The organism is Streptomyces sp. NPDC090088, from assembly GCF_044747345.1.
GTDB lineage: Bacteria > Actinomycetota > Actinomycetes > Streptomycetales > Streptomycetaceae > Streptomyces.
Window position 1 is genome coordinate 56,736 of the sequence record NZ_JBIVDZ010000003.1, and the last position, 25,473, is coordinate 82,208.

24 protein-coding genes and 4 tRNA genes are annotated in these 25,473 nt (G+C 70.7%); 14 read left to right on the forward strand and 14 right to left on the reverse strand.

Translation table 11 applies throughout. From position 1 onward, the window contains the following. The first annotated feature begins 32 nt into the window (after nt 1–32). Nucleotides 33–107: transfer RNA gene (locus tag ACIPSJ_RS16175), tRNA-Asp, on the forward strand. A 375-nt stretch (nt 108–482) separates the two neighbouring features. Then, nucleotides 483–677, forward strand: a complete 195-nt coding sequence (locus ACIPSJ_RS16180) for a DUF6274 family protein (RefSeq protein WP_359211766.1) — start codon at nt 483–485, stop codon at nt 675–677. Between the two features lie 460 nt (nt 678–1,137). Here ACIPSJ_RS16180 and bldC read toward each other — a convergent pair whose 3' ends face one another. Both bldC and ACIPSJ_RS16190 read right to left on the reverse strand, forming a co-directional pair. Further along, a complete protein-coding gene (bldC, locus tag ACIPSJ_RS16185; protein WP_033321412.1) occupies nt 1,138–1,344 on the reverse strand; it encodes a developmental transcriptional regulator BldC in 207 nt (68 codons plus the stop codon). Nucleotides 1,345–1,963: 619 nt separating this feature from the next. Continuing rightward, entirely contained in the window at nt 1,964–2,806 is an 843-nt protein-coding gene (locus tag ACIPSJ_RS16190; protein ID WP_359211770.1) for a hypothetical protein, read from the reverse strand. 256 nt (nt 2,807–3,062) lie between these two features. Between ACIPSJ_RS16190 and ACIPSJ_RS16195 the strand changes: the two genes are divergently transcribed. Next, the gene (locus ACIPSJ_RS16195) at nt 3,063–4,154 is read left to right on the forward strand and encodes a Leu/Phe/Val dehydrogenase (protein WP_401346327.1); all 1,092 of its coding nucleotides are present in this window, start codon (nt 3,063–3,065) and stop codon (nt 4,152–4,154) included. A gap of 300 nt (nt 4,155–4,454) precedes the next feature. Beyond that, nucleotides 4,455–4,718 carry a DUF3073 domain-containing protein gene (locus tag ACIPSJ_RS16200; protein ID WP_355713715.1) on the forward strand — a complete coding sequence of 88 codons (264 nt, stop codon included), beginning with the start codon at nt 4,455–4,457 and terminating at the stop codon, nt 4,716–4,718. 83 nt (nt 4,719–4,801) lie between these two features. Here ACIPSJ_RS16200 and purM read toward each other — a convergent pair whose 3' ends face one another. The 6 genes from purM to ACIPSJ_RS16230 all read right to left on the reverse strand — a co-directional run bounded on the left by purM (nt 4,802) and on the right by ACIPSJ_RS16230 (nt 10,515). Continuing rightward, nucleotides 4,802–5,872, reverse strand: coding sequence for a phosphoribosylformylglycinamidine cyclo-ligase (gene purM, locus ACIPSJ_RS16205; RefSeq protein WP_359211777.1), 1,071 nt, complete (start codon nt 5,870–5,872; stop codon nt 4,802–4,804). A gap of 31 nt (nt 5,873–5,903) precedes the next feature. Beyond that, nucleotides 5,904–7,433, reverse strand: a complete 1,530-nt coding sequence (gene purF, locus ACIPSJ_RS16210; RefSeq protein WP_359211780.1) for an amidophosphoribosyltransferase — start codon at nt 7,431–7,433, stop codon at nt 5,904–5,906. 244 nt (nt 7,434–7,677) lie between these two features. Next, the gene (locus ACIPSJ_RS16215; protein WP_355713707.1) at nt 7,678–8,088 is read right to left on the reverse strand and encodes an META domain-containing protein; all 411 of its coding nucleotides are present in this window, start codon (nt 8,086–8,088) and stop codon (nt 7,678–7,680) included. 57 nt (nt 8,089–8,145) lie between these two features. Beyond that, on the reverse strand, nt 8,146–8,943 hold the full coding sequence (locus tag ACIPSJ_RS16220; RefSeq protein WP_401346330.1) for a sterol carrier family protein: 798 nt from the start codon (nt 8,941–8,943) through the stop codon (nt 8,146–8,148). Nucleotides 8,944–8,957: 14 nt separating this feature from the next. Further along, on the reverse strand, nt 8,958–9,800 hold the full coding sequence (locus ACIPSJ_RS16225) for an esterase-like activity of phytase family protein (RefSeq protein WP_401346332.1): 843 nt from the start codon (nt 9,798–9,800) through the stop codon (nt 8,958–8,960). A 76-nt stretch (nt 9,801–9,876) separates the two neighbouring features. Continuing rightward, nucleotides 9,877–10,515: a TetR/AcrR family transcriptional regulator gene (locus tag ACIPSJ_RS16230; protein WP_401346334.1), complete on the reverse strand. Its 639-nt coding sequence runs from the start codon at nt 10,513–10,515 to the stop codon at nt 9,877–9,879. A 95-nt stretch (nt 10,516–10,610) separates the two neighbouring features. On the opposite strand from ACIPSJ_RS16230, the gene ACIPSJ_RS16235 reads away from it, so the two are divergent. Continuing rightward, nucleotides 10,611–12,026: an MFS transporter gene (locus tag ACIPSJ_RS16235; RefSeq protein ID WP_401346336.1), complete on the forward strand. Its 1,416-nt coding sequence runs from the start codon at nt 10,611–10,613 to the stop codon at nt 12,024–12,026. An 87-nt stretch (nt 12,027–12,113) separates the two neighbouring features. Then, the gene (locus ACIPSJ_RS16240) at nt 12,114–12,698 is read left to right on the forward strand and encodes a Uma2 family endonuclease (protein ID WP_401346337.1); all 585 of its coding nucleotides are present in this window, start codon (nt 12,114–12,116) and stop codon (nt 12,696–12,698) included. A gap of 52 nt (nt 12,699–12,750) precedes the next feature. Here ACIPSJ_RS16240 and purL read toward each other — a convergent pair whose 3' ends face one another. Genes purL through purS form a run of 3 tightly spaced genes read right to left on the reverse strand, consistent with a single transcriptional unit; the run spans nt 12,751 to nt 15,946 of the window. Further along, nucleotides 12,751–15,009: a phosphoribosylformylglycinamidine synthase subunit PurL gene (gene purL / locus ACIPSJ_RS16245; protein WP_359211800.1), complete on the reverse strand. Its 2,259-nt coding sequence runs from the start codon at nt 15,007–15,009 to the stop codon at nt 12,751–12,753. Then, entirely contained in the window at nt 15,006–15,686 is a 681-nt protein-coding gene (purQ, locus tag ACIPSJ_RS16250; protein ID WP_355713697.1) for a phosphoribosylformylglycinamidine synthase subunit PurQ, read from the reverse strand. The genes purL and purQ overlap by 4 nt, the downstream gene beginning before the upstream one ends. Then, nucleotides 15,683–15,946, reverse strand: a complete 264-nt coding sequence (gene purS / locus ACIPSJ_RS16255) for a phosphoribosylformylglycinamidine synthase subunit PurS (protein WP_355713694.1) — start codon at nt 15,944–15,946, stop codon at nt 15,683–15,685. The genes purQ and purS overlap by 4 nt, the downstream gene beginning before the upstream one ends. Before the next feature lie 312 nt (nt 15,947–16,258). Between purS and ACIPSJ_RS16260 the strand changes: the two genes are divergently transcribed. The 8 genes from ACIPSJ_RS16260 to ACIPSJ_RS16295 all read left to right on the forward strand — a co-directional run bounded on the left by ACIPSJ_RS16260 (nt 16,259) and on the right by ACIPSJ_RS16295 (nt 20,842). Further along, nucleotides 16,259–16,576, forward strand: a complete 318-nt coding sequence (locus tag ACIPSJ_RS16260) for an Lsr2 family protein (protein ID WP_355713692.1) — start codon at nt 16,259–16,261, stop codon at nt 16,574–16,576. Nucleotides 16,577–16,712: 136 nt separating this feature from the next. Further along, a tRNA-Gly gene (locus ACIPSJ_RS16265) sits at nt 16,713–16,784 on the forward strand. Between the two features lie 80 nt (nt 16,785–16,864). After that, nucleotides 16,865–16,940: transfer RNA gene (locus ACIPSJ_RS16270), tRNA-Gly, on the forward strand. A 136-nt stretch (nt 16,941–17,076) separates the two neighbouring features. Further along, nucleotides 17,077–18,021: an ABC transporter ATP-binding protein gene (locus ACIPSJ_RS16275; RefSeq protein WP_359211805.1), complete on the forward strand. Its 945-nt coding sequence runs from the start codon at nt 17,077–17,079 to the stop codon at nt 18,019–18,021. Continuing rightward, nucleotides 18,018–18,842 carry an ABC transporter permease gene (locus ACIPSJ_RS16280; RefSeq protein ID WP_401346340.1) on the forward strand — a complete coding sequence of 275 codons (825 nt, stop codon included), beginning with the start codon at nt 18,018–18,020 and terminating at the stop codon, nt 18,840–18,842. The genes ACIPSJ_RS16275 and ACIPSJ_RS16280 overlap by 4 nt, the downstream gene beginning before the upstream one ends. A gap of 49 nt (nt 18,843–18,891) precedes the next feature. After that, a complete protein-coding gene (locus tag ACIPSJ_RS16285; protein ID WP_401346342.1) occupies nt 18,892–20,136 on the forward strand; it encodes a sensor histidine kinase in 1,245 nt (414 codons plus the stop codon). Next, nucleotides 20,133–20,747, forward strand: coding sequence for a response regulator (locus ACIPSJ_RS16290; protein WP_401346343.1), 615 nt, complete (start codon nt 20,133–20,135; stop codon nt 20,745–20,747). Before ACIPSJ_RS16285 ends, ACIPSJ_RS16290 begins: the two co-directional genes overlap by 4 nt. Nucleotides 20,748–20,769: 22 nt before the next feature. Continuing rightward, nucleotides 20,770–20,842, forward strand: a tRNA-Gly gene (locus ACIPSJ_RS16295). A gap of 45 nt (nt 20,843–20,887) precedes the next feature. On the opposite strand, the gene ACIPSJ_RS16300 is transcribed toward ACIPSJ_RS16295, so the two are convergent. The 3 genes from ACIPSJ_RS16300 to ACIPSJ_RS16310 form a co-directional block, all read right to left on the reverse strand. Further along, the gene (locus tag ACIPSJ_RS16300) at nt 20,888–21,787 is read right to left on the reverse strand and encodes a phosphoribosylaminoimidazolesuccinocarboxamide synthase (RefSeq protein ID WP_401346344.1); all 900 of its coding nucleotides are present in this window, start codon (nt 21,785–21,787) and stop codon (nt 20,888–20,890) included. A 92-nt stretch (nt 21,788–21,879) separates the two neighbouring features. Continuing rightward, entirely contained in the window at nt 21,880–23,373 is a 1,494-nt protein-coding gene (locus tag ACIPSJ_RS16305; RefSeq protein WP_359211817.1) for a N,N-dimethylformamidase beta subunit family domain-containing protein, read from the reverse strand. A 264-nt stretch (nt 23,374–23,637) separates the two neighbouring features. After that, nucleotides 23,638–25,458: a hypothetical protein gene (locus ACIPSJ_RS16310; protein ID WP_401346345.1), complete on the reverse strand. Its 1,821-nt coding sequence runs from the start codon at nt 25,456–25,458 to the stop codon at nt 23,638–23,640. Nucleotides 25,459–25,473 lie beyond the last annotated feature (15 nt).

Genomic DNA, 25,473 nt, shown 5'->3' on the forward strand with positions numbered 1-25,473 from the left:
CAGCACAGCGAAGACAAAGTGCCGCGAAACCTGGTCCTGTGGAGCAGTTTGGAGTGCTCGCCACCCTGTCAAGGTGGAGGCCGCGGGTTCAAATCCCGTCAGGACCGCAGTAAACCGAGGCCCGCATCCCGCAAGGGACGCGGGCCTCGCGCATGTCACCAGCAACAGCCTCTCCCCCACCGCCCTGCCGAGGCGGAGGCCGCGCCCGCGGCGGCAGCCGCCATCGGACTCAGCGAATCCCGTCAGGACCGCAGTAAACCGAGGCCCGCATCCCGCAAGGGACGCGGGCCTCGCGCGTGCCACCGGCGACGGCCCCTGCCCCGCCGGTGCCGGCGCCGGTCGTCGTTACGTCAAGACCGCGGTCGGGAGCCCGGATCTTCGGATCCGGGCTCTTTCGTGTGCGGCATTGACGGCGTCACATTCGGTCGGTACCCAGAAGAGAGGGCCCGCTCCTCCCCTCGGCCCGCTTCTGGAGGTGGCGTATGGCGGCTTCGGTGCGGCATGAGACGCGGGCGTTGCTGAGGGCCCACCTGGCGGCCGCCTCGTCGTACCGGCACCTGACCCGCCACTGTCCGGTCTGCCACCGGCTGCTGCGGCTGGCCATGGACTCCGCGCCGTGCGCCGCCGCCGAGGCTCCCGAGGACGGCGGGGAGGACGAGGAACCCGTCGGCGCGTGACCGGCGCCGGACCCAACGGCCGTACCCTCAGGGGCCGATGGAGCGCGCGGCTCCTCTAGCGCACCTGGGGCAGTACAAACAACCCGCGCGGTATGTGACGGGTGTCACCGCATGAGTTTCCGAAACGACGGAACTTACCCCCTTCCTACAACTGGTCAATTTAATATGTGCAATTGCACCAGCCTGCGGACCCCGTCCACAGTGATCCCCAGACTCCGACAAGGCTGCTCACAGAAGCGCTGGTTAGCGTCGCCGGAGACCTCACGGACGCACAAAAAAGATCGCGCTGGACCCGGCGGAGTCCAGCGCGATCTACGACGCACCCTGTGTCGCTTGCCTGTGAAGTTCTTGTCGGCCTGGGCGTGGGCCCCGTTGGGGCGGGTCCCGCGTCGCTTGGAGCTAGGGTTGCGGGCGTCTCGGCCAGTTGGGGGACCGGTCGGTTTGCCCGCTATTCAGTTGGTCAGGCCTCGGTGCGCTGCTGGGGGATGCCCGCCAGCAGGGCGCGGACCTCGGCCTCGCGGTAGCGGCGGTGTCCGCCGAGCGTACGAATCGACGTGAGCTTGCCGGCCTTCGCCCACCGCGTGACCGTCTTGGGGTCGACGCGGAACATCGTGGCGACCTCAGCCGGGGTCAGCAGCGGCTCGGCATCAGGGGTGCGAGCGGTCATGAGCGGCCTCCTCGGGAGAACCGAACCTTCTCGGTTCTTTCCTCTAAATTCTGCACCTTGACCCGCGTTGCCCGAAATGGCGGACGCGAGTCGAGTCGGTTATAGGACGAACGGCTTGTCCTCGGCACTACAACTACACCATCTGTCCAGCCGCGTCGGCCAAACCGATGGAATTGCCCTCCCAGGTAGTCATCAGCCGCGGAAGCCGATGGACCATGCCATAGCGGACAGTCACGCCACTGTGACGATCAGTCACAGGACGATCAGGAGTCACCAGACCCCCCAAAGCACGTAATGCTGAGAATCCGCCCACAGTGCACCACACTTGGACGGAAGGAGCCTTCCCCGGACTCCTTGTCCTATTTTGGCACGAGGAGTGGCAAGCGACGCAAGAGCCGTGTAAGTGCTATCCATCACCCTCGACACAAAAGCCCGGATCGAGACCAACGTCCCGTGAGTGCACTGAAGTGCCGTCAACGTACGTTGTTTCCTGCCTTCCAGGCCGTGACGTACGTCACTCAGCACACATACGTCACCGAGGTGTCACCCAGTCGTAAAAGGCACCGGACTACCCACCCGGTTAGTACGGATCACCCGGCCCCGGTGCTCAGACCGGCGCTCAGTTCGCCGAACGCCGGTCCCGGACCGCCCGCCAGCGCTCCACCAGCCGGCCGTACGCCGCTCCGGCCGCCGCCCCGTCGCCCTGCCGCAGCGCCTCGATGCCGGCCGCCACGTCGGCCGCCGAGTGGTCGTCCTCCAGATCGCCGGCCGGCAGGGTGTGCACCAGGCCGCCGTAGTCCAGCTCGACCAGCGAACGCGGGTGGAACTCCTCCAGCCAGCGGCCGACGTCCACCAGACCGTCGATCAGCGGCCCTTCCTCCACGGTGTCCTTGAGCGTGCGCAGCGCCCGGGCCACCCGGCGCCGGGCCTGCACCATCGGCGTGCGGTAGCGCAGCATCGGCGGGATCTCGCCGGTCCCCTTCTCGTACCGGCGCTCCTCGTCGGAGACCAGCACGAACCAGTTCAGCGGCACCTGCCAGGTCGCCGTGCGGATCCAGGGCCGGGAGTCGGGATTGCGGACCAGCCAGCGCTCGTAGTCCACCGCGGCCTGGCGGCGCACGACGGGCGGCAGCATCGCGTCCAGGACCGACTTGGGCAGCTCGTCGGAGAGCTCCTGCAGCGCCTGCCAGCCGCGCAGCCGGGTCCGCCAGGGGCAGACGCACACCACGCCGTCCACCGACAGCACGAAGGCGTCGGCGCTCTCCTGCACCGGCACCGGGATCGGCGGGGTGGGCAGCAAGTCGGCCAGGGAGCGCCGGAGTTCGTCCTGGTACGAGGGCCGGCCCCGGCGGCGGGCATAACGCTCCCAGTGGTCGCGCTCCGGCTCCGGAAAGGCGGCCAGCGGCTCGTACACACGCAGGTACGTCGCGTAGGGGACGACCACCGAGGACACCTTGGGCACGCCTGCTCCCTCCCCATCGGACCGGGCTCGAAACCAGCGGAACCCACGGCGGAGCCCACCTGGCCGGTCCGGGAAACCACAGCAAATCGTCCCACGCTCATACGTGCGCACACGGCACGGGAGAGTGATCCTGAACACTGCGCGGATGGTGTGCGGGCTATGGCTCTACGCTCATGCCACGGCCCCCGCCACCCTTACGGGAGCCACCCCGCAGCCACCCGCCGCGACACACGCGACACAACCGGGAGTCACCACAGTGACCGACGTTTCCACCGGCGTCCTGCACACCCTGTTCCACTCGGACCAGGGCGGTCACGAGCAGGTCGTGCTCTGCCAGGACCGCAAGAGCGGCCTGAAGGCCGTCATCGCCATCCACTCCACCGCGCTGGGCCCCGCCCTCGGCGGCACCCGCTTCTACCCGTACGCCACGGAGGAGGAGGCCGTCGCCGACGCCCTCAACCTCGCGCGCGGGATGTCGTACAAGAACGCCATGGCCGGGCTCGACCACGGCGGTGGCAAGGCCGTGATCATCGGCGACCCCGAGCGGGACAAGACCGAGGAGCTGCTGCTCGCCTACGGGCGGTTCGTGGCCTCGCTCGGCGGCCGGTACGTCACCGCCTGCGACGTCGGCACCTATGTCGCCGACATGGACGTCGTGGCCCGCGAGTGCCGCTGGACCACCGGCCGCTCCCCGGAGAACGGCGGCGCCGGCGACTCCTCCGTCCTCACCGCCTACGGCGTCTACCAGGGCATGCGCGCCAGCGCCCAGCACCTGTGGGGCGACCCCTCGCTGCGCGGCCGTCTCGTCGGCATCGCGGGCGTCGGCAAGGTCGGCCACCACCTGGTGGAGCACCTGCTGGAGGAGGGCGCCCGGGTGGTCGTCACCGACGTGCGCCGGGAGGCCGTCGGCCGGATCTCCGACCGGCACCCGCAGGTCCGGGTCGCCGCCGACACCGACGCCCTGATCCGTGTCGAGGGCCTCGACATCTACGCCCCCTGCGCGCTCGGCGGCGCCCTGAACGACGAGTCCGTGCCGGCGCTGACCGCCCAGGTGGTGTGCGGCGCGGCCAACAACCAGCTGGCCCACCCGGGCGTCGAGAAGGACCTCGCGGACCGCGGGATCCTCTACGCGCCGGACTACGTGGTGAACGCCGGCGGGGTCATCCAGGTCGCCGACGAACTGCACGGGTTCGACTTCGAGCGGTGCAGGGCGAAGGCCGCGAAGATCTTCGACACCACGCTGGCCATCTTCGCACGTGCGAAGGACGACGGGATTCCGCCGGCCGCCGCGGCCGACCGGATCGCCGAACAGCGGATGCACGAAGCGGTAACGGCGGGTGGCCGCTGACGGTCCGGGCGGTTTCCGCGAGGAATTTCGGTACCTGCCGGCGGGCGGTTGGAGAGAACTCTCACGTTCGTCGGCGGGTCGTCCGCCAGGAAGTGGTTAAAATCGTGGTTGACCAGCGGGGACGGGGCGCCTCGCGGGTCATGGAGTCAGGCGCGTGGTGCGGGCGACGTACCGTATGGGCGCGGGCTCAGGTACCGTGGAAGCCCTACGGACCGGTCTCTCCGAGGAGAGTCCGTTCCGGATCATGAACGCGTGTCAGACTCTGGGGCCGTCGAGCCCCGTCACCGAGGGGGTCGAGCCATGGGGCGCGGCCGGGCCAAGGCCAAGCAGACGAAGGTCGCCCGCCAGCTGAAGTACAACAGCGGTGGGACTGACCTGTCACGTCTGGCCAGCGAGCTGGGCGCATCGACTTCGAGCCAGCCGCCGAACGGCGAGCCGTTCGAGGACGACGACGAGGACGAGGACGACCCGTACGCCCAGTACGCGGATCTCTATAACGATGATGACGACGAGGACGAGGACGATCAGTCCGGTCCGCAGTCGCAGCATCGTCGTGGTGCTTGACGTACCACTCTCCGCAGTTCTCTCAGCAACTGCACTTCACCCGGTCCGGGGCTTCGACGCCGGACCGGGTTTCGTGCTGCCTGTCAGGCGTAGTCCCCCACCAGTTCCGCACCGGTGGTGTGCGCGCCCCGCTCGGTGATCTCGCCGGCCACCCAGGCCTCGACCCCGCGGTCGGCCAGTGTGGTCAGCGCCACATCCACCGATTCCTGCGGGACGATCGCGATCATGCCGACGCCCATGTTGAGCGTCTTCTCCAGTTCGAGCCGCTCGACCTCGCCGGTCCGGCCGACCAGGTCGAAGATCGGGCCCGGGGTCCAGGTGGCACGGTCGACGGTCGCGTGCAGGTGGTCCGGGATCACCCGGGCCAGGTTCGCCGCGAGCCCGCCGCCGGTGACATGGCTGAAGGCGTGCACCTCCGCCGTGCGCATCAGGGCCAGGCAGTCCAGCGAGTAGATCTTGGTGGGCTCCAGGAGTTCCTCGCCGAGGGTCCGGCCCAGCTCCTCGATGTGCGCGTCGAGCGCGAGGCCCGCCTGGTTCAGCAGGACGTGCCGGACCAGGGAGTACCCGTTGGAGTGAAGACCGGAGGACGCCATCGCGATCACCGCGTCACCCGTACGGATACGATCCGCGCCGAGCAGCCGGTCGGCCTCCACCACGCCCGTACCGGCGCCGGCGACGTCGAAGTCGTCCGCGCCCAGCAGGCCCGGGTGCTCGGCCGTCTCCCCGCCCACCAGGGCGCAGCCGGCCAGCACACAGCCCTCGGCGATGCCCTTGACGATCGCGGCGACCCGCTCGGGGTGGACCTTGCCGACGCAGATGTAGTCGGTCATGAACAGCGGCTCCGCGCCGCACACCACGATGTCGTCCATGACCATGGCGACCAGGTCATGGCCGATGGTGTCGTACACGCCCAGCTGCCGGGCGATGTCCACCTTGGTGCCCACGCCGTCCGTGGCCGAGGCGAGCAGCGGGCGCTCGTAGTTCTTCAGGGCGGAGGCGTCGAAGAGACCGGCGAAGCCGCCGAGGCCGCCGAGGACCTCGGGGCGCTGGGTCTTCTTCACCCACTCCTTCATCAGCTCGACGGCGCGGTCGCCCGCCTCGATGTCGACACCGGCAGCCGCGTAGGAAGCGCCGGAGGACTGGCTCTCAGACATTGCCTGGGATCTTTCGGGTTGATGACGGGGCTTACGGGCGACGGATCGCGTCGGCCGCGGCCGTGGCTGCCGGACCGGCGGCCAGCTCGGTCTCCAGGAGCTGCTTGCCGAGCAGCTCGGGGTCCGGGAGCTCCATCGGGTACTCGCCGTCGAAGCAGGCACGGCACAGGTTCGGCTTGGCGATGGTGGTCGCCTCGATCATGCCGTCGATGGAGATGTACGCCAGGGAGTCGGCGCCGAGCGAGGTGCCGATCTCCTCGATGGTCATGCCGTTGGCGATGAGCTCGGCGCGGGTGGCGAAGTCGATGCCGAAGAAGCAGGGCCACTTGACCGGCGGCGAGGAGATCCGGATGTGGACCTCGGCCGCGCCCGCCTCCCGCAGCATGCGCACGAGCGCGCGCTGGGTGTTGCCGCGCACGATCGAGTCGTCGACGACGACCAGGCGCTTGCCCTTGATGACTTCCTTCAGCGGGTTCAGCTTGAGGCGGATGCCGAGCTGCCGGATGGTCTGCGAGGGCTGGATGAAGGTCCGGCCGACGTAGGCGTTCTTGACCAGACCGTTGCCGAAGGGGATGCCGGAGGCCTCCGCGTAGCCGATGGCGGCGGGGGTGCCGGACTCCGGGGTCGCTATCACCAGGTCGGCGTCGACCGGGGCTTCCTTGGCGAGCATCCGGCCCATCTCCACGCGGGAGAGGTACACGTTCCGCCCGGCGATGTCGGTGTCGGGGCGGGCCAGGTACACGTACTCGAAGACACAGCCCTTGGGCTTCGCGTCCGCGAATCGGGAGGTGCGCAGGCCGTTCTCGTCGATGGCGACGAACTCGCCCGGCTCGATCTCGCGGACGAAGCTCGCACCGCAGATGTCGAGCGCGCCGGACTCGGAGGCGACCACCCAGCCGCGCTCCAGGCGGCCGAGGACCAGCGGGCGGATGCCCTGCGGGTCGCGGGCGGCGTAGAGGGTGTGCTCGTCCATGAAGACGAGGGAGAAGGCACCGCGCACGTTCGGGAGGACCACGGGGGCGGCCTCCTCGACGGTCAGCGGCTTGCCGTCCTCGTCGACCTGGGCCGCGAGCAGCGCGGTGAGCAGGTCGGTGTCGTTGGTGGCCGCGACCCGGGTGGACCGGCCGTTGGTGTCCTTCGGGAGTTCGGCGACCATCTCGGCGAGCTGCGCCGTGTTGACCAGGTTGCCGTTGTGGCCGAGCGCGATCGAGCCGTGCGCGGTGGCACGGAACGTCGGCTGGGCGTTCTCCCACACGGAGGCACCGGTGGTCGAGTAGCGGGCGTGACCGACCGCGATATGACCCTGGAGCGAGCCGAGAGAGGTCTCGTCGAAGACCTGGGAGACAAGCCCCATGTCCTTGAAGACGAGGATCTGGGAGCCGTTGCTGACCGCGATACCCGCGGACTCCTGGCCCCGATGCTGGAGGGCGTACAGCCCGAAGTACGTGAGCTTGGCGACCTCTTCACCGGGAGCCCAGACACCGAAGACGCCGCAAGCGTCCTGGGGGCCCTTCTCACCGGGGAGCAGATCGTGATTGAGGAGACCGTCACCACGTGGCACGGCACCGAGTGTAGGCGAGATCGACCACTGGTCCGAATTGGGGATACCCGGCCGTAATGGATCTACGACCGCGGACGCCGTTGTGGGATTCTCCATTTGCGCTGGTCAACGCGGCAAGAGGTTTCTCCAGGCGGTGCCTGTTCGTGCGGTCCGGTGTCCGCGCAACCCCCTCGCACCGTATCTCTGAGTGAGGTGTCGCACATCATTCGGGGGGATGGGAGGGGGGCCGGAGAGGGGTCGGAGGTCACTTCCGGGACAGCTGGACCCGGTCGCCGGTGGCGGTGGTGAGGGTGAGTCGCTTGCCTTCGGCCGCGGTGCCGAGCGGCCCGGCGGTGAGGGCGCGGGCGAGGGCGCGCTCGAAGGTCATCCGGGCGTCGTCGCAGGCCATCCGGGTGGTGCGGGTGTGGGTCAGCCGGATCCGGTCGTCCGTGACGTCCGCCGTGGCGCTGAACTGGTTGCAGCCGAGGCTGCCGGCCGCCCTGCCGTCCTCGATCCGCATATGGGCGTGGGCCGGGGCACGGTGGGTGGTGCCGTCGACGGTGACGCTGTCGACGGTCCAGTCGATGCCGGTCACCGGCTGCCGTGCGGTCACGGAACCATCCTTCTCGCTCCCGCAGGCCACCGCGAGCAGGGCGGTGGCGGCCGTGAGAATCATGCGCCGCTTGTACCCGTACATGCCGATTCGACGGAACGCACCGGGTGATCGGTTCCCTCAGCTCATGACGGGCAGATGGGCCCCGATGTCCGCCCGCTCCCCGCTGGCGCTGACCTTGGCGTCCGCCACGGCCTCCCGCCACGCCAGCCGTCCGGTGGCCAGCCGGATCCAGGTCAGCGGATCGGTCTCGACAACGTTCGGCGGGGTGCCCCGGGTGTGCCGGGGCCCTTCGACGCACTGCACCACGGCGTACGGCGGCACCCGCACCTCGGTGGAGCCGCCGGGCGCCTTGGCCGCGAGGGCGTCCGCGAGCAGCCGGGTGCACGCGGCCAGCGCCTGCCGGTCGTAGGGCACCTCAAGGCCCGGCACGGCCGCGTTGAGGTCGTCGGTGTGGACGACCAGCTCGACGGTGCGGGTGACGAGGTAGTCGTCGAGGGAGAGCACGCCGGCGCTGGTGACGAGCAGCCGGGTCCCGGGGTGTGCGGCGAGCAGGACGCGGAGGCTCTCGTCGATGTCGGCGAGGTAGGCACCGAGGTCGGGATGGTCCTCCGCGATCCGCCGGGTGAAGTCGGCGATGGCGGCGGAGTTGCCGGAGGTCCCCGCGGGCCAGTCCAGCAGGACCGCGTCGGCCTTCGCCGGCTCGGGCTGCTCCAGGGCCCGGTGCAGGGCGGTGACCGCCATGCCGATGTGGGCGACGAGGTCGCGCACCGTCCACTCGCCGAGCCGGGTGGGGAGCGCGAGTTGCTCGGGCGTGAGGGCGGGAACGGCGTCCCGCACGTTGCCGAGCTGGGCGAGGACCGCCGTACGGATCTTGGCGGGGTCGTACCTGCGGGCGCGCTTCTTGGCCGGGGGCATGGGGACGAGCCTATTCAGGGGCGCAGCCTCACCGCGAGCGAGTAGAAGCGGGTGATCTGGCTGTCGCTGTCGTTGTCGTCGGAGACCAGGTAGAGCGGGTGCCGGCCCTTGTACTTTCCGGCTGTCCGGGCGGTGCCCAGGGCCATGCCCTCCACGTTGTCGAGGAGCGGGTGCTGCGGGGTCGAGGCCGGGCCGGCGACCGCGCCGGGGCCGCCCGCGGGGCAGGTCGCCAGGTCGACGACGAGTTCGTCGGGGGCGAAGATCTTCGCGGGCTGGTGCCACAGGGAGGTCAGCTCGGTGACGTCCGGGGCGTCGGCCAGGGAGAGCTGGGCGATCCGGATCTCGGAGCCGAGACCGGCGGTGTACTGGCGTTCCAGCGCGAGGAGGCCGCCGTTGTCGTCGACGGCGGTCAGCTCGGACAGGTACATGCCGTCGTCGGCCAGGAAGGCGGACTGCCGGTCCGGGGTGTAGGTGCCGCCGGGTGTCCCGGTGTAGCGCTGGATGCGGATGATGCCCCGGCCGCGCTGGTCGCCGTCCTCGGCGAGGGGGGCCTCCCAGCCGGCGTAGAGATGGCGGCCGTCGGGGGAGAGGGCGAGGGCCTCGATGCTGCGGCCGGTCTGCGCGGAGCCCTGCGGCCAGTAGCGCAGCTCCTTCGGGATGGCGAGGTCCTTGCCGACCTGGCGGCCGGTGGCGATGCCGAAGCGGCGGATGGCCGGGCCGGTCTCGGAGGATCGCCCGCCAGCCGGTCGTACAGGGACAGCAGTTCGTCCTCGCGCGCGGCTCCCACCGCCTCGAACCTGATCTCCATCCGGCCGCTCCCCCGGCTCGCTCAGGGATGTGTCCTGCTGTCCAACCACCCCATGGGTATCGGTAGTTGGCAATCCACTTTTCCCGGAGGGTAGCGTCGAACATCCCGCGTCCGAAGAGGGGGCGCTACTCCTTCACGGCGTATCCCCGCAGTCCCGTTTCCACCAGGCCGAAGGCGGCCCTGACCCGCTCCGGGGCGTCGGCGACGATGCGCTCGATGTCCTCGCCCTCGGCCTGACGGCGGTGGTGCTCCTCGACCAGGGCGTTGCGGGCGGAGCTCAGCATGGCGGCGGCGACGGTGCCGAGCATCAGGTCCCCGGTCTCCTCGCCCAGCAGCGCGGCCATCTCCCGGGCGCCCTTCTGCATGGCGAGGAAGGCGCGCTCCATCAGGGCGGGCGTCTCCACGACGAGTCTGCGCAGCTGGTGGGAGATGGGATCGGCGTGCAGGCCGATCGAGGGGTCGCGGTTCTCGACCATCTCCAGGAACTGCCGTCGTACGGCGTCCACCGCGGACTCCCCGGACCGCCGCTCCCGCACCGCGCGGAACGCGTCGCCGAAGTGCTCCTCCACGGGGGCGAAGACCAGGTCCTCTTTGCTTCCGAAGTAGTTGAAGACGGTCATCTTGGAGACCTCGGCCGCGTCGGCGATCTCCTGCACGGAGACGGCGTCGAACCCGCGCTCGGCGAAGAGGGCGATCGCGGTGTGGAAGATCCGGCTCGCCGTCTGCTGCTTCTTGCGCTCGCGCAGCCCCATGCCGTCAGACATGACAGAACCGTACCAAGACGAAGTTTAAGCCGGGCCTAAATTTAATCTCGGATGAAATATTGACCGAGTACACATTCGTCGGGCATGGTACTGCCATGACCGAGACCCAGCGAAAAATAGGCATGCTTGTCTGTCTTGCGACGATCGTGCTGGCCGTCCTCGACATGCAGATCGTGTCCGCGGCGACCGTCCCGATCGTCCGGGACCTGGACCCCGAGCACGGCATCGACAGGATCCCGTGGCTGGTCAGCGCATACGCGCTCGCGGCGGCCGCCGTGCTCCCGCTGTACGGAAAGCTGTGCGACGTACTGGGCGCCAAGCGCGTCCTGCTCGGCGCGGTCGCCACCTTCCTGGCCGGCTCGACGCTGTGCGGCGCGGCCCAGTCGATCGGGGAGCTGATCGCGGCCCGGGCGGTGCAGGGGGTGGGCGCGGGCGGGCTGATGAGCGTGACGATGGTGGTGCTCGCCGAGCTCCAGGGGCCGCGGCAGAAGAGCGGGGGCGCCGGGATGGGCGGGGTCGTCGCCGGCGGGGGCATGGCCCTCGGCCCCTGGGTCGGCGGACTGCTCTCCGACCACGCCGACTGGCGCTGGGTCTTCTACGTCAACCTGCCGCTGGGCCTGCTGGTGCTGACGGTCGGCGCGGTGGTCATCAGGCTCCCCCGGCACCCGGTGAAACGACTGATCGACTACCCGGGCGCGGCCCTCGCCGCCCTCTTCTCCACCGCGCTCCTGCTGCTCACCGAATGGGGCGGCAAGAAGTACGCGTGGTCCTCCCCGGAGATCGCCGGCCTGCTCGCGGTCTGCGTCGCGGCCCTGGTCCTCTTCCTGCGCCGGCAGCGCACCGCCCCCGAACCGATCCTCCCGCTCTCCATGTTCCGCGTCCCCGAACTGCGCTGGGGCTTCGTCGTCCAGGGCCTGATGGGCGCGGCGATGACGGGCGCGATCTACTACGTCCTGCTGTACGTCCAGATCGTCCGGAACGTGCCCAGCTCCTCGGCCGGGCTGTTCCTGCTCCCGCTCGCCCTCGGCATGAGCGTGACCGGCGTCGTCGCGAGCAGACTGGCCGAACGCGGCTGGTCGGAGCGGACGTTCGTGATCGGCGGCGCGGCGGTCTCCTGCGCGGGCTTCCTGCTCCTTGCCACCACGGGCACCGACACCTCGCTCTGGCTGCTGCGTGCCGAGCTCCTGGTGATGGGCGTCGGCTTCGGCCAGCTCCTCGGCCAGCTCATCCAGCTGGTGCAGGAGGCGGCCCCGCCCCACCAGCTGGGCGTCGCCACCACGTCCATCCGCTTCTTCCAGACCCTCGGCACGGCCCTGGGCGCGGCCCTCTTCGGCACGATCATCACCCGCCTCTACGGCACACCCCGCGTGACGGCAACAGCCGCCGGCCGGGACTCCTACGTCTCCGCGACCGACACGGTCTTCCTCTGCGCGGCCGGCCTGATGGCCCTGTGCGTGCTGGTGGCGGTGCGGCTGCCGAGAGCGGGAGCCCGGGCGGCCGTACCCGCGTGATCACCCGTGCGTGTGATCACCGGCCGAATCCGCCCCGCGCCACCGGGACCTGGCGACACTGGCCTTTGCCTGGAAGGGGGGTGCAGCATGACGGCTATGGCCGAGCGCAGGTCTCAGATGTCGGTGGAGGAGTTCGAAACGATCGCCGCCGCCGCTCCCGAGACCGTCACGTTGGAGTTCGTCAACGGACGGATCGGAGTCAAGAAGGTGGCGGACGGGGACCACAGCACCATCGTGTCCTGGCTGGCCCGGCGCTGTATGCGGGCCAGGCCGGACCTGGACCTGTACTACGGCCGAGGGCTCCGGGTGGAGGCCTGTCGAGAAGGCAGGGCGAAACCGGACGCGGTGCTCGCGCCGGAGGCCCACTTCGCGGGACACGGTGAATGGGCGGCCCCGGACGGGGCGCTCATGGTCGTACAGGTCACCTCGTACGACTCGGACACCGACCGACGGGACCGGCACGAGAAGCCGACGGCGTACGGCCAGGCAGGAATCCCTCTGTACGTCCTGATCGACCGGGACTCGTGCACGGTCATGGTGCACAGCAATCCGGACCGGCGGGTCGGCGGCTACCGCGACATCCGCACCTCGAAGTTCGGCGAGACGGTCGCCCTCCCCGACCCGATGGGCATCGAGCTCGACACGGAGATCCTCAAGAACTACGTGCGCTGAGCCGAGAAGCCCCCCGCCCAGGCGGGCGAGGGGCTTCGTCGTACGGACGGGGCTACGCCAGTAGGGCCTCGATCGTGCCCTCGTGGGCCTCGCGGAGTTCGGAGAGGGGGAGGGTGAACTCGCCCTGGATCTCCACGGCGTCTCCGTCGACGACACCGATGCGGGTGACCGGCAGGCCGCGGGCGCCGCACATGTCGTTGAAGCGGAGCTCCTCGGAGCGCGGTACGGCGACGACTGCGCGGCCCGCCGACTCGGAGAGGAGGAAGGTGAAGGCGTCGAGGCCGTCGGGGACGACCAGACGCGCGCCCTTGCCACCGAGCAGGGCCGACTCCACGACCGCCTGGATGAGGCCGCCGTCGGAGAGGTCGTGCGCGGAGTCGATCATGCCGTCGCGGGAGGCGGAGATCAGGATCTCGGCGAGGAGGCGCTCGCGCTCCAGGTCGACCTTCGGCGGCAGGCCGCCGAGGTGGTCGTGGACGACCTGGGACCAGGCCGAGCCGCCGAACTCCTCACGCGTGTCGCCGAGGAGGTAGAGCAGCTGCCCCTCCTCCTGGAAGGCGACCGGCGTACGGCGGGCGACGTCGTCGATGACGCCGAGGACCGCGACCACCGGGGTGGGGTGGATGGCCACCTCGCCCGTCTGGTTGTAGAGGGAGACGTTGCCGCCGGTCACCGGGGTGCCGAGCTGCTGGCAGGCGTCGGCGAGACCGCGGATGGCCTCCGCGAACTGCCACATCACCGCCGGGTCCTCGGGCGAGCCGAAGTTCAGGCAGTCGGAGACGGCGAGCGGCTTGGCGCCGGTGGTGGCGACGTTGCGGTACGCCTCCGAGAGGGCCAGCTGGGCGCCCGCGTACGGGTCGAGCTTGGCGTACCGGCCGTTGCCGTCGGTGGCGATGGCGACGCCGAGGCCCGTGGACTCGTCGATGCGGATCATGCCCGAGTCCTCGGGCTGGGCCAGCACCGTGTTGCCCTGCACGAAGTGGTCGTACTGCGAGGTGATCCACTTCTTGGAGGCCTGGTTCGGGGAGCCGACCAGCTGGAGGACCTGCTGCCTGAGCTCCTCCGCCGTCGCCGGGCGCGGCAGCTTGTTCGCGTCGTCCGCCTGGAGGGCGTCCTGCCAGGACGGGCGGGCGTAGGGGCGCTCGTAGACCGGGCCGTCGTGCGCGACCGTGCGCGGGTCGACGTCGACGATCTTCCCGCCGTGCCAGAAGATCTCCAGGCGGTCGCCGTCGGTCACCTCACCGATGACGGTGGCGATGACGTCCCACTTCTCGCAGATCTCCAGGAAGCGGGCGACCTTGGCCGGCTCGACCACCGCGCACATGCGTTCCTGCGACTCGCTCATGAGGATTTCCTCGGGCGAGAGCGTGGAGTCGCGCAGCGGGACGTCGTCCAGGGTGACGGTCATGCCGCCGGAGCCGTTCGAGGCCAGCTCGGAGGTGGCGCAGGACAGGCCGGCCGCGCCGAGGTCCTGGATGCCGACGACGAGCTTCTCCCGGAAGGCCTCCAGGGTGCACTCGATGAGGAGCTTCTCCTGGAAGGGGTCGCCGACCTGGACCGCGGGGCGCTTGGAGGGCTTGGCGTCGTCGAAGGTCTCGGAGGCGAGGATCGACGCGCCGCCGATGCCGTCGCCGCCCGTCCGGGCGCCGTACAGGATGACCTGGTTGCCCGCGCCGGAGGCCTTGGCGAGGTGGATGTCCTCGTGCCGCATGACGCCGATGGCACCGGCGTTGACCAGCGGGTTGCCCTGGTAGCAGGCGTCGAAGACGACCTCGCCGCCGATGTTGGGCAGGCCCAGGCAGTTGCCGTAGCCGCCGATGCCGGCGACGACGCCCGGCAGCACGCGCTTGGTGTCGGGGTGGTCGGCCGCGCCGAAGCGCAGCGGGTCGACCACGGCCACCGGCCGCGCGCCCATCGCGATGATGTCGCGCACGATGCCGCCGACGCCCGTGGCCGCGCCCTGGTAGGGCTCCACGTACGACGGGTGGTTGTGCGACTCGACCTTGAAGGTGACCGCGTAGCCCTGGCCGACGTCCACGACGCCCGCGTTCTCGCCGATGCCGACGAGCAGGGCGTCCGACTGGGGCGCCTTCTCGCCGAACTGGCGGAGGTGGACCTTGGAGGACTTGTACGAGCAGTGCTCGGACCACATGACCGAGTACATGGCGAGCTCGGCGCCGGTCGGGCGGCGGCCGAGGATCTCCACCACCCGCTCGTACTCGTCCTTCTTCAGACCGAGTTCGGCCCAGGGCAGCTCGACGTCGGGGGTCGCGGCCGCGTGCTCGACCGTGTCCAGAGGCGTCCGGCTCATGCGTTGACCAGCTTCTTGAGGATCGAGGTGAAGAAGGGGAGGCCGTCCGTGCGGCCGGTGCCGATCAGCGGCTCGACGGCGTGCTCGGGATGCGGCATCAGGCCGACGACGTTCCCGGCCTCGTTGGTGATGCCGGCGATGTCGCGCAGCGAGCCGTTCGGATTGAAGTCCACGTACCGGAAGGCGACGCGGCCCTCGGCCTCCAGCTGGTCGAGCGTGTACTCGTCGGCGACGTACCGGCCGTCCATGTTCTTCAGGGGGATGAAGATCTCCTGGCCCTCGCGGTAGTCGGCCGTCCAGGCCGTGTCCGCGTTCTCCACCCGCAGTTTCTGGTCGCGGCAGATGAAGTGGAGGTGGTTGTTGCCGAGCATCGCGCCCGGGAGCAGATGTGCCTCGGTGAGGACCTGGAAACCGTTGCAGATACCGAGGACCGGAAGGCCGGCCTTCGCCTGCTCGATGACCGTCTCCATCACCGGCGAGAAGCGGGAGATCGCGCCGGCCCGCAGATAGTCGCCATAGGAGAAACCACCCGGGAGGACCACCGCGTCGACCTGGTGGAGGTCCTTGTCCTTGTGCCAGAGGGCCACCGGTTCGGCACCCGCGAGTCGGATCGCGCGCTGGGTGTCCCGGTCGTCCAGACTCCCCGGGAAAGTGACGACGCCAATACGAGCGGTCACTTCGCCGCCTCCGCGACTTCATCGACACGAACCGTGAAGTCCTCGATCACGGTGTTGGCGAGGAAGGATTCCGCGAGCTCGTGGATGCGGGCGAGTGCGGCCTCGTCGACCGGCCCGTCAACTTCCAGTTCGAATCGCTTTCCCTGACGTACGTCGGAGATCCCTTCGAAACCCAGGCGCGGCAGCGCACGCTGGACCGCCTGGCCCTGGGGGTCGAGGATCTCCGGCTTGAGCATGACGTCGACTACGACGCGTGCCACTGGCACTCCCGGTGTGTGGTGCTGAGCTGGTTCCTTCAGACTACCCGCACAAAATTTCTACGCGGGTAGAGTTGTAGGAAACTACGTGAGGCGCATCACGATCGGGTGACAGTGGCGGATCCACACGAAAAGTTCTGGGAAAGTTCCCCGGGTTCGCCCACGACATCTATTGCGCTGGGGACACGCGGACGGATTTAGTCGGGCTTCACTTTGTATTGCCAGGCACTGTACAAATGAATTGGCAATAGCCGATACTCGGCACGTCATCGCCCTTGAGCTGTATAGGCGTGCCACACGAAGGGACCGATATTCGTGGCGCAGAAGGTCGTGGTCACTCTCTTTGACGACATCGACGGCTCGGAAGCGGCGGAAACGATCGCCTTCGGACTCGACGGCAAGTCGTACGAGATCGATCTGAATCAAGCCAACGCCAAGAAACTGCGTAAGGCTCTGGAGCCGTACCTCGCGGCCGGCCGCAAGCGGTCGAAGTCGGGCAAGGCGTACAAGCAGACGGAGGTCGCCCCCGACCCGGCGGCCGTCCGCGCCTGGGCACAGGCCAACAAGATGGATGTCCCGGCCCGCGGCCGCATCCCGAAGAAGGTGTACGAGGCGTTCAGCGCCGCGCAGTGAGACGCGGCCCCGGCTGCCCTCAGGGACCGTCACCGGCCCCAGGGGGCAGCCGACTTGCGCAACCCCCCTGCTGATCAGCTAATGTCTGGAGCACGCCGAGGGGCAAGGCCGAAAGGCCGAAACCCACGGACTACATGCGGGTGTAGTTCAGTAGTAGAACATCCCCCTTCCAGGGGGAAGGCGCAGTGTGCAATTCCTGTCACCCGCTCTGCACCGCCGTCCTGAGCATGCTTGTGGATCAGGTAGGCTGGTGCTCGCACCGATCGGTGGGAGCCGGTCGGGAGCAGTGCGGACGTAGCTCAGTTGGTAGAGCGCAACCTTGCCAAGGTTGAGGTCGCGAGTTCGAGCCTCGTCGTCCGCTCCAGCTCACAGGAGAAACCCCAGTCATAGCACTGGGGTTTTTTCGTGTCCCCGGACCTGAGCGCCCCACTGACATTTGTCATGGCGAGCGATGACACCGCGCACTGCTGCCGGGCCCCGGACGCCGGGACGCTGATCCCATGGAAGACAACGAACACGAACACGTGATTGAGGTCACAGATCTCCGGCGTGTGTACGGGGGCGGGTTCGAAGCGGTCCGCGGAATCACCTTCTCCGTGGCACGGGCCGAGATCTTCGCCCTGCTGGGCACCAACGGCGCCGGAAAGACCTCCACGGTCGAACTCCTCGAAGGACTCGCACCGCCGGACGGCGGCCGGGTCCGGGTACTGGGCCACGATCCGCACCGGGAGCGGTCCGCCGTACGCCCGCGCACCGGCGTGATGCTCCAGGAGGGCGGCTTCCCCTCCGAGCTGACCGTCGGCGAGACGGCACGGATGTGGGCCGGCTGTACGACGCATGCCCGCCCCACGGCCGAGGCGCTCGCCCTGGTCGGACTCGCCGGCAAGACGGACGTACGGGTCAAGCAGCTCTCCGGCGGCGAGCGGCGCCGCCTCGACCTGGCGCTCGCCCTGCTCGGACGGCCCGAGGTGCTGTTCCTGGACGAGCCGACCACCGGACTCGACGCCGAAGGGCGCCACAGCACCTGGGAGTTGGTGCGGAACCTGCGCGACGCCGGTACGACCGTCCTGCTCACCACCCACTACCTGGAGGAGGCCGAGGACCTCGCCGACCGGCTCGCCATCCTGCACGAGGGGCGTATCGCGGCGACCGGCACACCGGCCGAGGTGACCGCCGCCCAGCCCTCCCGGATCTCCTTCCGGCTGCCCCACGGCTACTTCCTGGGCGACCTGCCGCCGCTCGGCCCGCTCGGCGTGTCCGGACACGAGGTGGACGGGGACGTCGTACGGCTGCGCACCCGGGAGTTGCAGCGCGCGGCCACCGGACTGCTGGTCTGGGCCGAGGCGGCACGGGTGGAACTGCACGGCCTGGACATCCGGTCGGCCTCCCTGGAGGAGGCGTTCCTGGGCATCGCGCGGGAGCGGGAGAAGGAGGCGGCCGTATGAACGGTCAGGAGATCAGCCTGGCGGCGACGGCCGACGCGGGCACACGTCCACGCGCCCTCGCACCCTCCTGGCGGCGGCTGCGGGCGCTGGCGCGGGCGGAACTCACCCTGTTCGGCCGCAATCGCGGCGCCGTGCTCACCGCACTGCTCATGCCGCTCGTCCTGCCGTTCACCGTGCGGCCCGCGACCGAACAGATCGACCTCAAGGGGATCGGGCTCAGCATCGGCACCATGACGCTGACCGCCGCGATCGGCTTCGCCTTCCTCTTCGCCGTCTACAGCTCGCTGGTCGGCGCCTTCGTGTCCCGCCGCGAGGAACTCGTCCTCAAGCGGCTGCGCACCGGCGAACTCGACGACCTGGAGATCCTCACCGGCACCGCGCTGCCCGCCGTCTGTCTCGGCCTGGCGCAGGCACTGCTGCTGGCCACCGCCTGCGCGGTCCTGCTCGACGCGGGCGCGCCCAGGGCGCCGTACCTCACCCTGCTCGGGCTGCTGTCCGGCCTTGTGCTCAGCGCCGCGCTCGCCGCGCTCACCTCCGCCGTCACCCGGACCACCGAGAGCGCCCAGGTCACCGCGGTGCCCCTGGTCCTCGTGTCCATGATGGGCTCGGGCATCGCCGTCCCCCTGGACATCCTGCCCGACCGGATCGCCGCGGTCTGCGCCTTCCTCCCGCTCTCCCCGGCCGTCCGCCTGGTCCGCGCGGGCTGGACCGGAGAGCTGAGCGGGTACGAGGCGCTCGGCACCGTCCTCACCGCGCTGGCCTGGACCGTGGTCGCGGTGTTTGCTGTACGGCGGTGGTTCCGCTGGGAACCCCGGCGCTGAGAACCGCCGGAACCGCCGAGAACCGCCGAGCACGAAGGACGGGACCGGGATGAGCGGGGCAGGGGCCTGGTGGCGGGGGAAGACCACTCCCGCCAAGGTCGAGACGTACACACGCTGGTCGTTCCACTTCTTCGCGGTGGTCGAGGTCGCCGCGATCGGACTGCCGGTGTTCGCGCTGGCCGGGGCCGGGGCCGCGGGGCTGCTGGCCGCGCTGGTGATCGGCCACGCGCTGCTCTGCGCGCTGACCGCCTCGCGGGCACTGGACTGGACGCGCGGCCGCCGGGCACAGCCGGTGCGGCTGCTGTGGGCGCTCGGCGCGGCGACGTACGTCATCGCCGTCGTCGCCCTCGTGCTGCGCAAGCACGGCTCGGGGCCGGACATGGACGCGGCCGGCAGCAGCGTCTTCACCGGGGTGCTCGCCTTCGGCACCGGGACCCTGGCGCTCGGCGTGCGCCACCGCAAGCGGGTGCTGTCGCTCGTCGCGGGCTTCGCGTGCGGGGCCGGGGCGGTCTCCTTCGCGCTCGGCTATCCCGGGGCGACCGCCCTGGCCACCGGGTTCGCGGTGTTCCTCGGCGGTGCCTTCGTCGCCGGCACCTCGGTCTTCTCCGTCTGGCTGCTGAACGCCGTCTACGAACTCGACGAGGCCCGCGAGACCCGCGCCCGGCTCGCCGTCGCCGAGGAACGGCTGCGGTTCGGCCGCGATCTGCACGACGTCCTCGGCCGGAACCTCGCCGTGATCGCCCTCAAGAGCGAACTGGCGGTCCAGCTGGCCCGCCGCGAACGGCCCGAGGCCGTCGAGCAGATGGTCGAGGTGCAGCGGATCGCGCAGGAGTCCCAGCGGGAGGTACGGGATGTCGTACGGGGCTACCGGGAGGCCGACCTGGGGGCCGAACTCGCCGGTGCGCAGGGGGTGTTGGCGGCGGCGGGCATCGACTGCGAGGTGACCGGCTCGGCCGACGGGCTGCCCGCCGAGGTGCAGTCGGCGCTCGGCTGGGTGGTACGGGAGGCGACCACCAATGTGCTGCGGCACGGGGACGCGGGGCGGTGTGCGGTGGGGCTGCGGATACGGGAGGGGTGCGTGGTGCTGACGGTGGAGAACGACGGGGTGGCGGTACGGCCGAGAGACGCGGGCGGGGGCGGGGGCTCCGGGCTCGCCGGGCTGCGGGAGCGGCTGGCGGTCGTGGACGGGACGCTGGAGGCCGGGCCGGTGGGGTCCGACGGGTTCCGGGTGGTGGCCTCGGTGCCGCTGTCCGGCCGCACCGCCGATACGAGTGTGAGCGGAGTCACCTCATGACGTCCGCGGTACGGCTGTTGCTCGCCGACGACGAGCATCTGATCCGGGGTGCGCTGGCCGCGCTGCTCGGCCTCGAGGACGATCTGGTCGTGGTCGCGGAGGCGGCGAGCGGGCCGGAGGCGCTCGCGATGGCACGGGCCCACCGGCCCGATGTGGCGGTGCTGGATCTGCAGATGCCGGGGGCCGACGGTGTGAAGGTCGCCACATCGCTGCGGACCGAACTGCCCGGCTGCCGGGTGCTGATCGTGACCGGTCACGGCCGGCCCGGGCATCTCAAGCGGGCGCTCGCGGCGGGTGTGCGGGGGTTCGTCCCGAAGACGGTCAGTGCACAGCGGCTCGCCGAGATCATCCGGACCGTGCACGCGGGAAACCGGTACATCGACCCGGAGTTGGCCGCCGACGCGATCTCCGCCGGGGACTCGCCGCTGACCGCTCGGGAGGCCGAGGTGCTGGAGCTGGCGGCCGACGGGGCACCGGTCGCGGAGATCGCCGAGCGGGCCGCGCTGTCGCCGGGGACCGTGCGGAACTACCTCTCCTCCGCCGTCACCAAACTCGGTGCGGAGAACCGTCATGCGGCAGTGCGTCTCGCACGGGAGCGAGGTTGGGTATAGTTGCTCTCGCGCCACGGCGCATGCGGACGTAGCTCAGTTGGTAGAGCGCAACCTTGCCAAGGTTGAGGTCGCGAGTTCGAGCCTCGTCGTCCGCTCGGGACAAGACCCCGGTCCACTGGACCGGGGTCTTTTTCATGCCGTCAGCTCCAGCTCTGGCCCGTCAGGCGCTCGTACGCCTCGATGTACTTCGCGCGGGTCGCCTCGACCACCTGCTCCGGCAGGGCCGGCGGGGGCTGCTCGCTCTTCCGGTCCCAGCCGGACTCGGCCGAGGTCAGCCAGTCGCGCACGAACTGCTTGTCGAACGACGGCTGGGCGCGGCCCGGCTGCCACTCGTCGGCCGGCCAGAAGCGGGACGAGTCCGGGGTGAGGACCTCGTCGGCGAGCACGAGGGTGTCGTTCTCGAAGCCGAACTCGAACTTGGTGTCGGCCAGGATGATCCCCCGGTCCCGGGCGATGCCCCGGGCCCGGCCGTACACCGCGAGGGTGGCCTGGCGCAGCTGGGCGGCCGTCTCGGCGCCGACCTGACGGGCGACCTCCTCGTACGACACGTTCTCGTCGTGCTCGCCGACCTCGGCCTTGGTGGCCGGGGTGAAGATCGGGGCGGGCAGCTCGGAGCCGTCGACCAGGCCCTCGGGGAGGGCGAGGCCGCAGACCGTGCGGGACTCCTGGTACTCGGCGAGGCCGGAGCCGGTGAGGTAGCCGCGGGCCACGCACTCCACCGGGAGCATCTTCAGGGACTTGCAGATCAGGGTGCGGCCCGCCCAGTCGGCGGGGGCGCCCTCGGGCAGCTCGGTGCTGATGACGTGGTTGGGGGCCAGGTCGGCGAGCTTGTCGAACCACCACAGGGAGAGCTGGGTCAGCACCCGGCCCTTGTCGGGGATCTCGGTCGGCAGCACCCAGTCGTAGGCGGACAGGCGGTCGCTGGCGACCATCACGAGGTCCCCGGCCGCGTTCTGGTACAGCTCGCGCACCTTGCCGGTGTGCAGATGCACCAGCCCCGGCACCTCCACGGGCTCGGGCTTTTCGACGAATCCGGACACGGTTCCTCCCCGTGGTTCTGTACAGGTGCCCTCGATTCTCCCGTATGCCTGGTTGCGCACGGACAGCGGGGCCGCGCGGACACCTGTGCGGATCAGTCGTGTTTGCAGATGCGGTCCAGGAGATTGGCGGTGGCGCGCTGGACGCGGGGGTCGACATGGCCGGGGCGGTCCAGCGCCGGGGACCAGGCGAAGGTGCCGGAGGCGAAGACCAGGGCGCCGGAGGGGGCGCGGTAGAGGGAGGTCTCCTGGTGGCGCAGGACGCCGTCGTTGTCGGTGTAGGGGGAGTGGGCGAGCAGCATGCGCTCCTCGTGCTCGGGGAGCGCGGTGCGCGGGAAGTAGCGGTCGGCCTCGCCGGCCACCAGGCCCGGCAGTTCGTCGCCCTCGTGCGCGCCGGTGGCCTCCCAGAGCCAGTGGCCCGCGTTGCGCACGATCAGCGGGGACGGCTCGGGCACCCGGCCCGCGTACTGGATGCCGACCGTCTGCTGTTCGGGCCGGTCGATCTCACGCCAGAGCACGGGTTTGCCCGGGCCCCTGCGTTTTCGGCAGGTCAGCAGGCGGTCGGCGACCCCGGACGGCGAGGGCCCCAGCTCCACCTGCCAGTACATGGTGTTGGCGGAGAGGAAGACGAGTGACGTACCGCTGTCCCGGGCCAGCTCGACCGTGCGGCGCATCTGCGGGGACCAGTACTCGTCGTGGCCCGGGAAGACCAGGCCCCGGTAGCGGGTCGGGTCGACCCGGCCGGCGTGCAGGTCGCGGGCGTCGGCGTAGGCGAGGTCGTAGCCGTAGCGCTCGGCCCAGCGGATGAAGTCATAGGCGTGCCCGACGTGCAGGGGCAGGCCGGCGCCCGCGTACGGCCGGTCGAAGGAGACGGTGGTCGCGGCGTCGGCCTCGCCGAGCAGCCGGCCCTTCTCGTCCCAGGCGTGGTAGAGGCTGGCGCCGGTGCGGCCGTCCTCCGGGTAGAGGTTGTACGCCTGCCAGGTGATGTCCGGCAGCAGGAGCAGCAGATCCGCCGGGTGGTTGTCGCGGATCGTGAAGGGCACGTGGGAGCGGTAGCCGTCCGCTGTGGTGAGGACGGCGACATACGCGCCGATGCTCCAGTACGACGGGATCTGCAGCCGCCAGGACAGCCACCAGTGGTGGCAGGAGACCGTACGGTCGGCGGCCAGCGGCGGGGGCTGGACGATGCCGGACAGCCGGGGGCTGGTGGTGATCTTGGCGGCGCCGTCACCGCCGTAGTGGCCGATGCGGTAGATGTCGACGCTGAACTCCTGCGGCGGGTCGACCGTGATGTGGAAGTCGACGGCGTCACCGGGGCCGACCGCGCCGGTCGAGGTGAATCCTTTGATCTGGCGGTGCACGTCGTCCGCGGAGCGCGGCCCGCCGGCACTGCGGGGTGCCGGGATCCGCGGGTTCTCGCCGGTGGGCTGTGGCCTGCTCGGGTCCACGTACCACGGGACGACGTGACCGGTGTCGTCGAAATAGGTCTCGCTGCCGCGCAGCCAGGGGACCGGCCCCAGGCCGAAGGGGTCCGTGACGGCGTGCGCGAGTGCTCCCGACTCCCAGCGGCGGATGTGGTCCGATGCCATGGTGGCTCCCCTCCCTCGTGCCCCCGTGAGGTGTGCTGTGACGAGTCGATGTGCGTGCGGGCGGTTGATACGGCCGTGCGTGCGCTGTCCGTGCGGTGGAGTGACTGTGGCGCTTGTCTTATGTCGGACGTCCTATGTCGGATGCGCTTGCCACATCCGCGAACGGTCCCAGCACATCACATAACGCACGCGTACGGTCACGGTTCGTTGCGAATTTGCCTGAAGTGGAACAGTTTGCTCCGCTAAAGCGTCGAAACGCCCAGGTCAGACCAGCCGTACCGGCTTCTCGGGACGTATCCCGGACTCGACCAGCCAGGCCCGCAGCGGGGCCGGGTCTCCCTCCTCGACGAGACTGAGGACTCTGGGCGTCAGGTCGGCGGCCCGCTCGCCGTCGACCAGCAGGGACGGGCCGTCGAGCCAGTCCAGGCCGGGGGTGGCTCCGGCGGTGTCCATGGCCGCGCAGCACACCATCGCCTTGACGTGGTCGGCGAGCAGCTCGCGGGCGGTGCGCGGGGGCTGGAGCGGGAAGAGCGGCAGCGAGCCGTCGTCCCAGAGGGCGCGGTCGGGGCCCTGGCCCGCGGGTGCCGCCGCCGAGCCGGAGCGCGAGGTGCTGCCACCGGTGGCGTCGGCGGCGTTGGCATGGGCGGCGCCGGCTGTCGCGGCCTCCTCGCGGGCGAGGGCCGCGGTGAGGCCGGCGGCGAGGGCGGCGCTGCATTCGGTGCCGCTGGCCTCGCCGGTGTCCTCGTCGCCCTCGGTGTCCTCGGCGTAGGCCGGGGGTTCCGCGCCCCTGCTCCGGGCCGTCGGGTCGGTCAGGTGGTCCAGGACGCGGGCCAGGGTGGGGCCGCCGGGGTCGGGGGCGGCCGGGTCGAGGGTGGCGCGGACGCCCAGGGAGTCGAGGACGCGGTGCAGACGGGCCGCTTCGGTGCGCCAGGTCCGGTCGACGACCTCGTCCGGGTACTCCTGCCAGTCCACCGGCGACCAGTCCGGGCCCGGCCCGGCGGGGCCGCCGTGGAAGAGACGGGCGGCCAGCAGCGAGGCGGCCTCGTCCACCAGGCCCGGCTCCTCCAGCAGGTCGCAGGCGGGCCGCTCGCCCAGCCGGGAGGCGAAGCCCTCGGCCAGCCGGTCGCGCCGGGACAGCTCGGTGAGCGCCGCGACCACGCCCGCGTCCAGCCGGGAGGGCCAGCGGCCCATCCGCCAGGCGGGCAGCGCGACCCGGGTGAGGAGCCGGTCCCAGCCGGCGTAGGCGAGACCGACCTGCTCCTGGGCGACGATCCGCAGTCCGTAGTCCACAGCCTGTGCACGCTCGGCGGCCGCGGCGGCGACCCCGCGCTCCATCAGCGCCGCGTGCTCCCGGCAGCCGCGCAGCAGCAGCCGCGCCACCCAGCCGATGCCCGCGCACAGCACCCGGGTCCCCCGACATCGGGCGGACGTCGAGGCGACCGCCACGGCCGCGTCGAGCCCCCGGACGAAGCGCCGGGCGGCCGCTATGTCCGGGTGCGCCGAGGGTCCCGTACCCGCGACGACCGGGGCGAGGACCGCGCGGAGCTCGCCGACCCGCATCCACCACAGGAACGGGGAGCCGATGACCAGGACGGGCGCGGCCGGGACGCGGCGGTGCGAGCCGGGGGTGCCCAGCTCGTCGCCGGCCTTGGGCGCGGGCGGGCCGTGGGCCGGGTGGGTGCGGTCCTCCAGCCAGCTGTCGCAGTCCGGGGTGAGCGCTATCGCGGAGGGCGCCGGGACGTCCAGGCGGTCGGCGAGGTCGCGCACCATCCGGTACAGGTCCGGCGCGGACGCCTCCGCGATCGGGACCGTGGGGCTCACGGCCGGGCGGGCACGGGCGACTACCAGGGCGACGGCGGCGGCGGCCAGCAGCACGAACACGGCGAGGGAGCCGACGGCCCAGCGGGCCGCGTCCCAGCCCCGGCCGACGAAATGGCCGGTGGAACCGCCGGTCAGCAGGATCACCGCAGCCGCCGCGGGCAGCAGGGCCACGGCCAGCGCCCGGCCGCGGATGCGCAGCACGGCGAGGGCGCGGGTACGCGCTGCCTGCGCTCCCGCCTCCGCACCGATACCGGTACTGGTCACGTCCGGACCTCACCC